This window comes from Shewanella sp. Iso12 (genome assembly GCF_012030025.1).
GTDB lineage: Bacteria > Pseudomonadota > Gammaproteobacteria > Enterobacterales > Shewanellaceae > Shewanella > Shewanella algae.
Window position 1 is genome coordinate 177359 of record NZ_JAAUHW010000002.1, and the last position, 14611, is coordinate 191969.

At 53.3% G+C, this 14611-nt stretch carries 11 protein-coding genes; 7 read left to right on the forward strand and 4 right to left on the reverse strand.

The window, feature by feature from the left end; all coding sequences use genetic code 11:
- Positions 1-27 precede the first annotated feature (27 nt).
- On the reverse strand, positions 28-2175 hold the full coding sequence (locus tag HCX89_RS04755; protein WP_093983588.1) for a lipopolysaccharide assembly protein LapB: 2148 nt from the start codon (positions 2173-2175) through the stop codon (positions 28-30).
- A 185-nt stretch (positions 2176-2360) separates the two neighbouring features.
- On the opposite strand from HCX89_RS04755, the gene HCX89_RS04760 reads away from it, so the two are divergent.
- The gene (locus HCX89_RS04760) at positions 2361-4118 is read left to right on the forward strand and encodes a M61 family metallopeptidase (RefSeq protein WP_167715253.1); all 1758 of its coding nucleotides are present in this window, start codon (positions 2361-2363) and stop codon (positions 4116-4118) included.
- A 58-nt stretch (positions 4119-4176) separates the two neighbouring features.
- On the opposite strand, the gene HCX89_RS04765 is transcribed toward HCX89_RS04760, so the two are convergent.
- Entirely contained in the window at positions 4177-5364 is a 1188-nt protein-coding gene (locus HCX89_RS04765; RefSeq protein ID WP_051547198.1) for an MFS transporter, read from the reverse strand.
- Positions 5365-5457: 93 nt separating this feature from the next.
- Here HCX89_RS04765 and HCX89_RS04770 point away from each other — a divergent pair, with 93 nt between their 5' ends.
- On the forward strand, positions 5458-6345 hold the full coding sequence (locus HCX89_RS04770; RefSeq protein ID WP_167715255.1) for a LysR family transcriptional regulator: 888 nt from the start codon (positions 5458-5460) through the stop codon (positions 6343-6345).
- 50 nt (positions 6346-6395) lie between these two features.
- On the opposite strand, the gene rdgC is transcribed toward HCX89_RS04770, so the two are convergent.
- Complete coding sequence (gene rdgC / locus HCX89_RS04775) at positions 6396-7307, reverse strand: recombination-associated protein RdgC (protein ID WP_025889123.1); 912 nt, start codon at positions 7305-7307, stop codon at positions 6396-6398.
- 292 nt (positions 7308-7599) lie between these two features.
- Between rdgC and HCX89_RS04780 the strand changes: the two genes are divergently transcribed.
- The 4 genes from HCX89_RS04780 (at position 7600) to HCX89_RS04795 (ending at position 12446) form a co-directional block, all read left to right on the forward strand.
- On the forward strand, positions 7600-8532 hold the full coding sequence (locus HCX89_RS04780) for a porin (protein WP_054745024.1): 933 nt from the start codon (positions 7600-7602) through the stop codon (positions 8530-8532).
- 505 nt (positions 8533-9037) lie between these two features.
- Positions 9038-9727, forward strand: a complete 690-nt coding sequence (phoB, locus tag HCX89_RS04785) for a phosphate regulon transcriptional regulator PhoB (protein WP_025011640.1) — start codon at positions 9038-9040, stop codon at positions 9725-9727.
- Between the two features lie 74 nt (positions 9728-9801).
- Complete coding sequence (gene phoR, locus HCX89_RS04790) at positions 9802-11103, forward strand: phosphate regulon sensor histidine kinase PhoR (RefSeq protein WP_167715257.1); 1302 nt, start codon at positions 9802-9804, stop codon at positions 11101-11103.
- A gap of 371 nt (positions 11104-11474) precedes the next feature.
- Positions 11475-12446 (forward strand): PstS family phosphate ABC transporter substrate-binding protein, encoded by a 972-nt coding sequence (locus HCX89_RS04795; RefSeq protein WP_028781002.1) that lies wholly within the window; start codon positions 11475-11477, stop codon positions 12444-12446.
- A gap of 48 nt (positions 12447-12494) precedes the next feature.
- Here the strand turns inward: HCX89_RS04795 and HCX89_RS04800 are convergent, their stop codons facing one another.
- Complete coding sequence (locus HCX89_RS04800; protein ID WP_129980425.1) at positions 12495-13397, reverse strand: LysR family transcriptional regulator; 903 nt, start codon at positions 13395-13397, stop codon at positions 12495-12497.
- A 224-nt stretch (positions 13398-13621) separates the two neighbouring features.
- On the opposite strand from HCX89_RS04800, the gene HCX89_RS04805 reads away from it, so the two are divergent.
- The gene (locus HCX89_RS04805) at positions 13622-14575 is read left to right on the forward strand and encodes an AEC family transporter (protein WP_028781001.1); all 954 of its coding nucleotides are present in this window, start codon (positions 13622-13624) and stop codon (positions 14573-14575) included.
- Positions 14576-14611: the final 36 nt, after the last annotated feature.

The following is a 14611-nucleotide window of genomic DNA, read 5'->3' on the forward strand; positions in this document are numbered from 1 at the left end:
TGTTGTGACAAAGTTTTGTCGTTCAGATCAAATTATTGACACAGGTTCGGCTCTGGACTGCTGTTGTGACTCCGGCCAGCAGATCTTATCTTTCTCACCATTGGTCTCCACTCTTATCAGGCCGCGGATAATACTCTTTTGCAATTGCAGATAGAGCGGGGCCGAGAAAATGGCGGCCGGGGTGAAGTCCAAAGTACTGAAACCGACATAACTGCCTTGGCTGTTTTTCAGGCTGATGGCACCAGCAAGGGCCAATTGCGCCGTTTCAAACAGGACTTCCACCGACAGCTTGATATCCGGGTTACCCAGGAGCGGCAGCGGAATATAACCCAGCGCCGGTTTGAGAGTCTGCCCCTGGAATTGCCAGGCACTGAGCCGGTGGTAAAGTTTGGCTGGGCCCGTGTCTTCGGCAAGGGTCAGGGCAAATAGGCCGGGTCTGAGCAGGAATACCTTGGCGCCGGTGAGGGCGGCAATCTCCTCGGCTTGCTGCACCAGTCTCGGCGCCGCGAGGCTGTTGCCCAAGGTGAAGTCAGAGTTGAATTCCTGCTCCAGAGACAATAGCGCCAGGCCTTTGGTTTTACTTGAAATACTGCCAAGCAAGGCACGATAGCCGGGCAGGCCGCTCATGGGCTCCAGTTGCATTTTCGCCTTTTGAGCCTGGTTCTTTTTCGCCATTTGTTTGCGCAATCTATACTGCTGCATCGCCAATGCCAGCAACAGCAGGCAGAGCCCCAGGCTGATTGCCAGCAGAATATTACGGGTATGCAGCGCGTCTTGTCTTTGCAGTTGATCTTGCCTGAGTTGGCCCACTTCCAGTTTCAGCTTCTGCTCTGTGACGGCGGATGAATTAACGTCCGAGGTGGTTTGCTGCTCTTTTTCCAACATGGCCTGTTGCAGTTGGATGCTTTCCTCCTGGCTTGCCAGTGCCTGCTGAAACTTACCCTGCGCCTTGTAGGCCGCGGTTTGGTAGCCAAGGGCTTCTATCTGCTCATCCGGCAATTCCAGCAACTTGGCCAGTCGCAAGGCTTCTATGGCGTGCTGCATGGTCAAAGGCCAATCCTCCATGGCCTGGCCCACCTCGGCTATCAGCATTTCGTTATAAACCAGGTAGTGGTTGCTCTTTCTGTCCTTGAATATTTCGTTGGCCTGGAACAGGTAGTCGAGCGCGACCTGATAGTCGTTCAAATGGAAATAAGCCTCACCCAGGTTGTGGAAGTTAAGCCCCTGAGCGATGAAGTTCTTCAGCTCGGCATCTATCTGCTGGGCATTGAGGTAGTAGTCAATCGCCTTGTTCCACTCGCCTGTGTTGCCATACACCATGGCGATAACCGTCATGGTATGGGACAGGAAAGAGCCGGAACCCATGGCTTTATAAGCGTCGGCGGCGCCGTGGGCGTATTCCAGCGCTTCATCCCACTGTTCCATGTCCCGGTACAGCTTGGCCAGGTTAAGCTGCAGCAGTGCCTTTTGATTGGGATGGTTGTAACGGCTGGCCAAACGGAAGGCCTCGGTATAGTGCTGCAGCGACTTGGTGCGCTGGCCGTTGATATTGTAATACTTGCCCAAAGCCGCTTCGGCATTGGCTATCAGGTAGTCATTGCGCAGCCGGTAGGCGGTATCTCTGAGCAGGTTGTAGGCGTTCAGAGACGGAATAGCCTGTTTGGCTATCAGGTTAACTGTACCCAGATCTTCGTAGATGACATACCTGAGCAGTTGGCTGCGTTTGTCCTGGGCATCGCCCAACTGCTCGAGCGCCTGCTGGTTGAGGGCGACGGTTTGTTCATACTGTTGGTCGACCCGGCCGAGATAACGGCCTTCAAGATTATAGAGGGCAGCTTTTTCATAGTCGCTGCGGGCGATGATCTTCAACTGCTCAATGATATCTTGTGCCTGCTCCAGCCGCCCGGGAACCAGCACTTGGGCATCCAGATCCAGCCGAGCCAGCAGAATGAGTTTGTCCATCAGCTGATCCGGGGCAAAACCCACTTCCAATGCGCTGGACTGAAACTGTTCAAGCGAAGGATATTGCAACGACTCGGGCAGAGAACTGACCACAGTGCTGTGGAGCTGCCTGGGCTGCTCCCTGAAACTTATCTCTATATCATCCAGTTCGTCGGCGTGCGCCAGACCCACAAGCAGCATGGATGCGATGAACATAACCCTGAAAAAGTACATATATTTGCCTCTGTCCCATTCTGCGGGGACTTAATTGTTAGCTTTTATTAGCAACGGGTGAGGTGACCGCCCCGAATTGTTATACTCGGCCGATTTTATAACAACAATGACATAAGAAGGAATTACGAGTGAAATCCGCTGTTTTGTCAATCATATCTTACTCTTCCCTACTGACAACACTGGGCATGGCATCTTCAGCCTGGGCTGACGTCGATTATCAGATAGATCTTAAAAGCCCGGAACATCATCTGGCTCAGGTCAAGGTCACTTTCCCGCAACATTCAGGGCAACAGCTCAAGGTCAATCTGCCGGTTTGGCGTACCGGCAAGTATCGGGTATTGCCGCTGGCGGACGGGGTTCGCCGCTTTCATGCCACGGACGAGCAGGGCAACAGCCTGCCTTGGAAGCGCAGTGCCAGCGGTGAATGGACAGTGGTTTTGTCCAAGCCAACAGCGGTCACCGTCAGCTATCAACTCTATGCCAACGAGTTGGGGCAAAGAGTCAGGCATATTGATGCCAGCCATGCGTTTCTGGATGCCAGCGGCGTATTCATGTACAGCCCAGAGTTTCGCCAAGAGCCGCTTAAGGTAACACTGGATGTGCCGGCCGACTGGCGCAGTTACTCAGGAATGGCAGCAGCTGATAAGCCCCATTCGTTTGTGGCCGCCAACTATGATGTATTGGTCGACTCGCCAATTGAAACCGGGCTCAGTCAGCACCGCGCCTTCAAGGCCGATGGCAAACAATATGAGCTGGTGGTCTGGGGTGAGGGTAACTATGATTTGGAGCAGATAAAGGCAGATCTCGGCAAATTATCCGGTACGGCGGCGGCCATTTGGGATGACTATCCCTTCGAGCGTTATGTTTATATGGTGCACGCCACCTCGGGGGCCCGCGGCGCTACCGAGCATTTGAACTCAACCATTATCCAGCTGCCCAGATTCAATTTCCGTGAGCGCCAGGATTACCTGCGTTTTATCAGCACGGCTTCCCATGAGTTTATTCATACCTGGAACGTCAAGGCCTATCGCCCGGAGGGACTGGTGCCCTACGACTATCAGCAGGAGAATATGACTGAGCTGTTATGGATGGCGGAAGGTTCTACCAGCTATTTTCAAAACCAGTTGTTGCTGCGTGCCGGGATCATGACGCCGAAAGAGTTTATGGAGGACCTGGCCAAGCGGGTCAATGCCAATCAGCATAAACCGGGGCGGGAAATTCAGTCGGTGGCCGAGGCCAGTGCCGGTCAGTGGGTCAGCACAGGCGGCGATTACGCCATCAACCACAGTGTGAACATCTACTCCGAAGGTTATCTGACTTCGCTGGCACTGGACTTCTCACTGTTGCAGGACACAGACAAAGAGGTGTCCTACCGGGATGTGCACAGGAGTCTTTATCGTGAGCACAAGGTCCCCAAGGGATACAATGTCACGGATGTGAAACGTATTTTGAAAAATTTATCCGGCAAGGACTATGAGTCTTGGTGGCAGAGCCATGTCAATGCCCCCCTGGTGCTGGACTTTGACAAACTGCTGAGTCAGGCAGGGCTTAAGACCGCCTATGGCAAAGACAGTAAGGCGCAGGCCTTTGCCGGTATGACACTCACTTCCGGCTCTTTGGTGTTGCAAAGTGTTGAGCGTGGTGGCCCGGCTTGGCAGGCGGGCATAGTCGCCGGCGATCAGTTGCTGGCTATCAATGGCTTGAAAGTCAGCGCCGAAGGTTACGCCAAACGTTTGGCCGACTTTAACGCGGGTGATGAGTTGACTGTGATCCTGTTCCACGACGATAAGCTTATAGAGCGGCGTGTGACTCTGGCCTCAGAGCAATCCGGCAAGCTGCAAATTAAGCCCCAGGAAAGAGTGAACCGCGCCCAGAAAGCCTTCTTCAAGGCCTGGCTCGGCATAGACTGGCCGTTTGACGCTCAGGGTAACTATAAGTCCTGAGTCTGATTGTCCATAAAACACCGGCGCATCTTCAGGTGCACCGGTGTTTTTATGGTGCTTATTTTATCTCAGCGCAGGGGACTTCTGCCCGGGAGCTTGCAGACAGAAGCCGAGGCAGACCTAGGCTCAGTAATCCCAGTAGCGCAATCAGCATGGCAATCCAGATGGGGGCATAGAGGTTGGCTCCCCGGGCGAGCGCATAGCCGCTGATAAAACTGCCTCCCATGACACCCAGGGTGATAACCGAAGTATGCACAGTATTAACCAGTGCCCGGCTGCCCTGGGGAAGCTGCATCAGACGGCTCACCATGGCGGGGTTCATGCTGACACCACTAAAACCTATTCCCAGTACCGCCACCGCTGCCAATAGTGGGTACTCACTGCCTTGGGCCAGCAGCAACAGGAATAACGCCTGCAGCAGCAATCCCAGCGCCTGGAGTGTTAAGTCGTTGCGGCCACAGAAGCGGGACACCAAATGATTGCCCAGCAACATACTCAAGCCATAACCAAAGAGTAACAGGGTGATAGTTTGACTACTGAAACCCGCCAGCTCGGACAGAATGGGGACAAAATAGCTGAACGCAGCATAAGTGGTACCGATAATACAGAAACTGGTGGCATAGATGGCCCAGAGTCTGGCGCTGGCAAAAGCCTTGAGTTCCTCCTTGAGTGGCAGTGGCGGCTGGGAAGGCAGTGAAGGCAAGAAGCGAACACTGAGCAGTGCGGCCATTAAGCCGCAGAGCCAGACCAGAAAGAACCCAGTGCGCCAACCAAAATACTCGGCACTGAGGCTGGCCATAGGCAGGCCCAATATAGTGCCGAGCATGATCCCGGCCAAGAGCACTGCGATGGCGCGCATTTTTTGCGCTTCGGGTACCAGCTCGCCGACTCGGCCGACCGTGATCCCAAAGAAAGCGCCTGCGGCTGCGCCTATGATGATCCGGGTGACCACAAGCAGCCAATAGTCCTGCGCCATAATCGCAACCCCTTGGGCCAGTAAAAACAGACTGTAGAGAATGAGCAGGGCCTGTTTCGGCGGCCGGCCAGATAGGCAGAGGGTTAGCACAGGGCCGGCCAGCGCCATGGCGCCGGCGTAAAAGGAGACCAGATAACCCACTTCGGAAACCGACAGGGAAAGTGAGGCGGACAACTGTGGCATCATTCCGAGCACCTGCAGCTCGCAGCTGATAAGGCTGAATATACCCAGTGCCAGCAGATAGATAGAAAAAGGCAGTGACTTTGACATGATTTTTTAGCTGAAAGATTAAGGTGGTTGCAGTATTACTTATGATTTAAGTTTGATAAATTTCATAAATTCCTTTTAGAAATGAATAAAGTCATGGATCTTAATGCGGTGCGTCAATTTATCAAGGTGGCGGAATGTCTGAGCTTTACCGAAGCCGCGGTGCAGCTGGGACTGACTCAGTCGGGACTGTCCCGGGCTGTCAGTCGCCTGGAGCAACAACTGGGAGTCAGACTACTGCACAGAAATACCCGTAGCCTGAGCCTCACCCCAGATGGACAACTGTTTCTCGCCCGCTGCGCGCCACTGGTTTCCGGGTTAGAAGAAGCCAGGATTTCGCTGCAGGAGAATCTTTGTCTGCCCAAGGGATTGCTGAAGATCAGCGCCCCATCGGCCTTTGGTCGAGTCGTGGTATTACCCATAGTGTCAGGTCTGTTGGCCCGTTACCCTGAGCTCAAGATAGAGATGGAACTGACCGACAGGTTGGTGGATCTGGTTGATGAAGGATTCGATGCCGTCATCCGCACGGGTGAAATCAAGGACTCACGCCTGATTGCCAGACCGCTGAAGGCACTTGAATGGGCGACCTTGGCTTCGACCGGGTATCTTGCCTCTCACGGTACACCCGATACGCCCGCCGCGCTGAGGCAGCATAACTGTTTGCGGGTGCGAAGTCCGCTGAGCGGTAAACCTGTCAGTTGGCGTTTCAGTGAAGGTGGCAGTCAACTGGAGTATGATTTTGACGGCAACCTGATACTCGATCACGGTGACCCTTTGCTGGAAGCGGCCTGCCTGGACACGGGAGTGGTACAACTGATGCGCTATTTTGTTGATGATGCACTGCAGCAAGGCAAATTGCAGGAAATCCTCCCAACCTATGCACCTCGTCCTCATCCTCTTTTTCTGGTTTATCAACCCTCAAGGCAGCACTCTGCCAAACTCGAAGTGTTGCGGCAGGCACTGCTCGACCAGTGGGGCGGTTAGCTGGAGACAGAAAAGGCGCCATCAGGCGCCTTTTTACTTGGAGATAGCGATTACAGGCTGTCTTCAACGCCGCCCAAGGCGTCGACCAGTGCCAGCATCAGCGCAACCAGTTCGCTGCTCATCAGCTCAAAGTCGGCGTCCAGTTTGGCCAGCGGATCCTCACCGGCAACATCATCGGTGGCGGCGCGGAACTCTTCCGAGAACTTGAGGCGACGCAGTCCGGCATCGGATTGCAGCACAAAGGCGATGGACTGACCGAAGTGCAGTGCCAGTTTATGCACCTGCTTGCCAGTTTCCAGGTGAGCCAGTACTTCCTCTTCGCCCAGATCCTGCTGCTTGAAGCGCACGGTTGCGCCATCATCGGCGGCAGACTTGAGCTCGGCTTCATCCTGAATGGTGAAGGGGGCAGGGGCATTGCCTTGCTTGAGCCATTCGGTCATTTGCACTTCAATCGGTGTCTTGGTGCTCATTGGTACCACAGGCAGGCTGCCGAGCGCCTTACGCAGCAAGGCCAGCAGTTCTTCGGCCTTGGCGGCGCTGGAGCTGTCTACCAGGATCAGTTGCTCATCCAGCAGCAACAGTGCCTTGATTTGGCTGCGACGGGAGAAGGCTCTTGGCAACAGAGTGGTGGTGATTTCATCCTTGAGCGCATCTTTCTCTTTCTTGGTCAGCTTGCGGTTTTCTTCCTCTTCCAGCAGCGACACCTTTTCTTCCAGCGCTTCTTTGATGACCTGAGAAGGCAGCAGCTTCTCCTCTTTGGTGGCACAGATAAGGTGGCGGTTGTTGGCGCTGTGAACCAGGGTGTGCCCCAGTTTGCCCAAAGCCTTGGAAAAACCGAACTTGCTGATGTCCTGACTGGAGCAGGGAGAAAAGGTGAAGCCCTCAAGGGCCGTCTCCAGTGCCTCTATATCGGTGGAAAATGGTTTGTTGAAACGATATACGGTGAGATTTTTAAACCACATGACAGGCGCTCTTTGAAAAATAAAGCCGCAGTGTAAGGCATGAATTCCTCTAGGTAAACCCGCCCTGCTAGCACAGATTTTTTCGCTCTGGGCAGATTTAACCAAAATGTCATATAGCCCTTCGCTTGCCGCGAGGCCCTGTGGTGACGGGCTTTTACCGGTGGCTGGGCTGGTCTTTGATGCCAATGAAGCCAACAGGTTAAAAGATGAAATAAAACTGCAACAGACTCGTTGCACACTTTCGCTCGTTCCAAACCAATAACCAAGACGAAGAGAACGTCGAAAGGAATTAATGATGAACGCATTTTGCAAAACACTACTCGCTTCAGCTATCGCTTCAGTCTCTCTGGCCTCTGCCCACGCAGCCGAGCCGCTGACCGTTTACGGCAAGCTGAATGTTACTGTTCAGTCCAACGACGAGGCCGGTGCTGACGATTCTGAAACCACGGTTCAGAGTAATGCCTCTCGTTTTGGCGTGAAGGGCGAATTCGATCTGGGTAACAACCTGGCAGCATTCTACACAGTGGAATACGAAGTAGACACAGGCGATGATGCCAAAGACAACTTCCTGGCCCGTAACCAGTTTGTTGGTTTGAAAGGTAACTTCGGTGCCATCTCTGTGGGTCGTAACGACACCATGCTGAAAGTGTCTCAAGGTAAAGTGGACCAGTTCAACGACTTGTCAGGCGACCTCAAGAGCCTGTTCAAGGGTGAAAACCGTATCGAGCAAACAGTGACTTACCTGTCGCCTTCATTCGGTGGTTTTAAAGTCGGTGCCACTTACGCTGCCGAAGCCGCCAAGTCACAAGACGGTGAAGATGGTTTCTCTGTTGCCGCCATGTACGGTGACAAGGATCTGAAAAAGAGCGCAGTATTCGCCTCTATTGCCTACGACTCTGAAGTTAAGGGCTACGATGTTCTGCGCGCCACAGTACAGGCCAAGCTGGCCAACTTCATCCTGGGCGGTATGTACCAGCAGGAAGAAAAGTCAGTGGACGGTGACAGCAAGAACGGTTACCTGCTGAGCGCGGCTTACAAGATTGACGCGGTGACCCTCAAAGGTCAGTGGCAGGACATGGAAGACAAGGGTGATTCCTGGTCTATCGGTGCCGACTACAAGCTGGGTAAGCCTACCAAGCTGTTTGCCTTCTACACCAATCGCTCCATGGAAGATATGGACGATGATGACAAGTACATAGGTGTTGGTCTGGAACACAAGTTCTAAACGACCACAGCTGCAGCGAAGGAGGCCTTGGGCCTCCTTTTTGTTTGCACTGTTTGTAGGTAGGAGGCGTATTGAGGTAGCTCTTTGTCGCGCTGCTGTTGGCTTTGCCTTCGGCCTTTGCGGATGAATCCTGCGAGCTCAGCCGAACGGCTCTTGGGCGCGTTCCTGCAGTGTGAAAACAGTAGTCTGGAAATTGTGTCAGTGCCGTGTACCTGAAAGATAATTCGCGCCTGGCCTAACAGGGAGCCGCGGCAGCACTTGGTTAAGTTAAGGCTAACTTATTGTTTGTTGTAGACTTGTAATCTAAATTCAGCTGCAGTGAGATTGTTGCTCGTGGCGGTCAATAATGGCTCTTTGGTAAGCTTTTCATTCCAGTTTCAAGTGTTTAATCGGGAAAATTGTGACAAAATAGCGGCGTTAAAGGTGTCAGAGTCGGCCCTTTTCATAATTTTGTAATAAAACTGTCCAATAATGGCCACGTGGAAATTCACTGACAGAAACCGTTATGACTGCAAGGATTTTAATAGTAGAAGATGAGTTGGCTATCCGTGAGATGCTGACTTTTGTTATGGAACAACACGGGTACACCACCAGTGCCGCCGAGGACTTTGACTCTGCGTTGGCACTGCTCAAGGAACCTTATCCGGATCTTATTCTGCTGGACTGGATGTTTCCCGGTGGCAGTGGTATTCAGTTTGCCAAGCGATTGAAGCAAGATGAGTTTACCCGCCAGATCCCTATTATCATGCTCACCGCCCGCGGCGAGGAAGAGGACAAGGTCAAAGGCCTGGAAGTGGGCGCCGATGACTATATTACCAAACCGTTTTCCCCCAAGGAGCTGGTGGCTCGCATCAAGGCGGTTCTCAGACGCGCCGCACCAACCCGGCTGGAAGAAACCATAGACGTGCAGGGCCTGACCCTGGATCCTGTCAGCCACAGGGTCACAGTGGGGGATTCTGTGCTGGAGATGGGGCCGACCGAGTTTCGTTTGCTGCACTTCTTTATGACTCACCCGGAACGGGTCTACAGCCGTGAGCAGCTGCTGGACAATGTCTGGGGCACCAATGTCTATGTCGAAGACAGAACCGTGGATGTGCATATTCGTCGCTTAAGGAAAGCCGTGGAGCTGTCCGGGCACGATAAACTGATCCAAACGGTTCGCGGCGCAGGTTACCGCTTCTCTACCCGTATCTAGCGGGGTAACAATGGGCATGGGCCGGGTTTTGCGTTATCTTGTGCAACCATCGGCCTTTTGCCTGGGCATTTTCTATGTTTGATTCCTATTCGGGTTATCGGCTGTTTTCCCGTTTGATGCTGTACCTGGCGGCTTGTTTGCTGCTTGGGTTGCTGCTTGGTCAGTTGCTCTTGGTACTGTGTCTGGGCGCTTTTCTACTATTGGGTTGGCACTATCGCCAGCTTATCCGGCTCAATTACTGGTTGTGGCGCGATCGCCGCTTAACGCCGCCGCAGGGCAGTGGCAGTTGGGAAGGGGTGTTTAACGGCATCTATCGCCTGCAGGGCAAAAACCGCAAGCGAGTGAGTCAGTTGGCAGGGCTGCTGGGAAGGTTTCGCCAGGGGGCCGAAGCACTTCCCGATGCGGCCGTGGTACTCGATTCAGAGCACAATATTCTCTGGTGTAACAAGTTGGCGCAGCTGCTGCTTGGCTTTGTCTGGCCGCAGGATAATGGTCAGCGAATAGATAACCTTATCCGGCATCCCGACTTTTCGGCCTATTTGAAAAAGGGCCATTACAAGGAGCCGCTGGAGCTGCCGTCCCCGGTTTCGGATAAACGTCTGCTGGAAGTGCGCTTGATGGCCTATGGCGACAGGCAGTTGTTGCTGATTGCCCGGGATATCACCCGGGTTAGGCAACTTGAGGGGATGCGCAAGGAGTTTGTTGCCAACGTCTCCCACGAGCTGAAGACGCCGCTCACTGTGCTGCAGGGGTATCTTGAGATGATGCAGAGCATGGCCGAACCCGACTCACCCAATGTCAAGGCGCTGGAGCTGATGCAGCAGCAGACTGGCAGGATGCAGTCCATGGTGGAGCAGCTGTTGGCTTTGTCGCGGATTGAAGATGCCGCCGATATCAACCTGGAACACACAGTGAATATGCAGCAGTTGATGACCACCTTAAAAGAGGAGGGCGAAGCGCTCTCCCGTGGCCGCTACCAACTGAGCTTCTATGCCGAACCAGGACTCAATACCCATGGCAATGAGTTGCAGCTGCGCAGTGCCTGCTCCAATCTGTTGTCCAACGCCATACGCTACACAGAGCCGGGCGGCAGTATTGAGGTGCGCTGGCAACGGGTGGCAACCGGCGCCATGTTCAGTGTTAAAGACAGTGGTGAAGGTATTGCACCGCAGCATATCAGTCGCCTGACCGAACGCTTCTATCGGGTCGACAGTGCCCGCTCGCGGCAAACCGGTGGCAGTGGTCTGGGGCTGGCGATAGTGAAACACGCCCTCAGTCATCACCACAGCGAACTCAAGGTGGCCAGTGAGCTTGGCAAGGGCAGTACCTTCAGCTTTGTGATCCCGCAGCATCTGCTGGAGCAGCAAGCTTCCTGACGCGTTTGACTGCATTAACCCTATTAAGGAGCCTTTGGCTCCTTTTTGCTGTCTAGCGGGAAGAGGTAGGCTTTGTGCACTCTTTTTCAAGCCTGTGGCAAATGGCAATCTCACGGTCATGATTAAGCAAAGGCTTTAGTATATTCAAGGAAACTGTTGGGGCGACATTGTCAATCGAGGGTCCTTTATGCCGAAATGGCTTCAAGGCGTGGCTGGCAGTTATTTTCAGTCTGTTATTTTCGATACCCAGTTACAGCGTATTTATTTTGGCTTGTCATGCAACTGTCATTTTTAAGTCATAGACTTGTCATTGTGGCAATTGATACTGGCTGCGTTTTAGAAACCAAGTTCGGTAAAAACTGGAGCAAATAATGAAATTGAAACAGCTTGTCGGCGCGGTAACCCTTACGGCCGCTGGTGTATTCTCTGCAGCATCTATGGCTGCTATCGATCAGTCACTGCCAACCTACGAGAAAACAAGTGGTGTTTCCGGTAACTTGTCTTCCGTCGGCTCTGACACTCTGGCCAACATGATGACTCTGTGGGCTGAAGAATTCAAACAGATGTACCCTAACGTCAACATCCAGATCCAGGCTGCCGGTTCTTCAACTGCGCCTCCAGCTCTGACCGAAGGGACTTCTCAGTTCGGCCCAATGAGCCGCAAGATGAAGCCAAACGAAGAAGAAGCGTTTGAAAAGCACTATGGTTACAAGCCTACTGCGATTCGTGTAGCCATCGATGCCCTGGCGGTCTTTGTTCACAAGGACAACCCAATCAAGGGTCTGAGCATAGAGCAGGTTGATGCTATCTTCTCCTCTACCCACAAGTGTGGTGGCAGCGATATCACTCGCTGGGGTGATGCCGGTCTGGACGGAAGCTGGTCTGCCAAAGACATTCAGCTGTACGGCCGTAACTCAGTTTCCGGTACTTACGGTTACTTCAAGAAGAAAGCCCTGTGTAAGGGTGACTTCAAAGCCAACGTGAACGAGCAGCCAGGCAGCGCCTCAGTGGTTCAGTCTGTATCTCAGTCGCTGAACGCTATCGGTTACTCAGGCATAGGTTACAAGACTGCCGGTGTTAAAGCCGTGGCTCTGTCCAAGAAGGGCACTGACTATATCGCTGCAACACCAGACAATGCTGCCAGCGGTACTTACCCACTGTCACGCTACCTCTACGTTTACATCAACAAGCACCCAAACAAAGAGCTGTCACCCATGCAGCGCGAGTTTGTCCGCTATGTCCTGTCCAAGCAGGGTCAGCAGGTTGTTGAGAAAGACGGTTATGTTGCACTGCCAAGAAGTGTGATTGCCAAAGACCTGGAGAAGGCTGGTATCCGTCTGTAAGACATACTCCCTTCGAAGAAAAGCCCGCATCGCGGGCTTTTTTGTGTTTCAGTCCATGGAAAACAGCGCCGGGGCGCGCTGCTGCATGAACTCGATAAAGAGCTTCACCTTGAGTGGTTGCTGGCTGCGTTGATGATAGAGCAGGGAGATACGCCGTTTTTCTCCTTTCCACTCCGGCAGCAATACCTGTAGCCGACCATCTTTCAACTCCTGTTTGCAAAAGAGCTCTGGGCCATAAAGAATCCCACCGTCATTCAAGGTTGCGCGGATGGCACCGTGGAGATCCGTCAGGGTCAGGTTGGCCGGGCCGTCATAATAGAAGGCATCGCCATCGGGATGGCGCAGCGACCAGTTGAACAGAGGCCAGACCTTGATCACCTTATGTTGACTGAGCTGCTGCGGATGATTGAATACCGGTGCCTTTCGAAGATACTCGGGGGAAGCCACCAGGCGATAATCCAATACCCCGAGAGAGCAGGATACCCAGGAGGAGTCCGGTTGGGTGCCGCCAACTATGGCAACATCTATGCCTTTGTCGATGAGATCCACCACCTCATTGCTTTGGGCGATATGCAGTTTGATATCCGGGTAGCACTCGCAAAATTCGTTCAGTGTCTCGATGAATATCATAGAGATTATCGAGATGGGGGCGGCAATTCTCAAGGTGCCTTCGGGCTTGTCGGCGCAGGTGCCACTGGCCAGGGCATCAAACTGGGCTATCAGCTGCTGATAGCGTTGGAATAACTCCAGTCCCTCTTCGGTCAACCTCAGTTTGCGGGTGGTACGCATCAGCAGTTGTTTATCCAGCACAGACTCCAGCTTGGCCAGTTTGCGGCTGACGGTCGCCACCGGCATATCCAACACTTTGGCGGCCTGGGAGAAACTGCCGGCATTGACCAGATGTACAAACAAGTAGAGCAGTTGCAGTTCGGGGGCCTGATTGTCACTCATTGCGGTTCCTCAATGTGCCAAGGATATGTTTAAAACGCTTGTCTGCCGGTTTCTACGACCATAGCGCAATGGCTGGCGGATAACGACTATGGTATCTTGCCGGCGTCTCTGCCGAACTTACTTAGCTGTACTGATAAGGGGCAGGCAAGATACAAAATTCCCCCGCCATTTTCGCAGATCCCCGGCGGGAGTACGACAGCCAAAGTCAGCAAAATGGAAGAAGTATGACTGGAATCATTACTCCGCTGATCTCTGTGTTTGGCATTATGCTCGCAGGTTCACTGGTACAGAAAAGCAAAATCCTGCCGGATGGTACGGATGCGGCGCTCAATCAATATGTTTACTACATAGCTTTTCCGGCCATTATGATGATAGTGCTGGCAAGAACTTCTTTCGAGGAGATCTTCCAGTGGCATTTCATCGTCGGTTTCAGCGTGGCAATGATGCTGACCTACCTGCTGGTGTTGCTGATTTCCGGCTGTTTCAGGGCGGGCCAAGGGGTAGGGGCAATTCGCGCCTTGAATGCCACCTTTGGCAATACCGCCTTTATCGGTATCCCCATGATGATGATAGTCTACCCGGGAAACCAGCTGGCGCTGGCCGCGGCGGCCATTGCCAGCCTGCTGTCTGTGGTGATGTTTGCCGTGGCACTGGTGTCGCTGGAGCTTGCCAGAGATACAGAAAATAAGGCGCATCCCTTGTTGATAATTGTTGAAGCGCTGGCGAAAAACCCGATTGTTATCGGCAGCGCCCTGGGCGTTGCCGTCTCAGCATCCGGTATGGCTCTGCCGGATGGGATAGAGATGATGATAAGTCAGATAGGCGCCACCTCCAGTCCCTGCGCCCTGTTTGCCATAGGTATGGTGTTGGCCAAGGCGACCCGGGTTCGCGGCGCCACCCGCTTACCTGGGCCTTGGCAGTTGGCTGAGCTCTTTGGCATCAACGCCTGCAAGCTGTTACTGCAACCTCTGCTGGCTTATCTATTATTGAAAGCCATGGGGATCAGCGGCACCAATCTGCAGATGGGGGTTATTCTTGCGGCCCTGCCTACGGCAGCGAGTGTATACTTACTGGCGCAGCGTTATGACACCAAGGCCGGGGTTAGTGCTCAGGGGATATTAGTGGGCACGCTGATCACCTTTATCAGTTTGCCTTTGATAGCGGCATGGGCTGTCTAGGGAAGAACACAGGGAATAATTAATCGACAGATATTT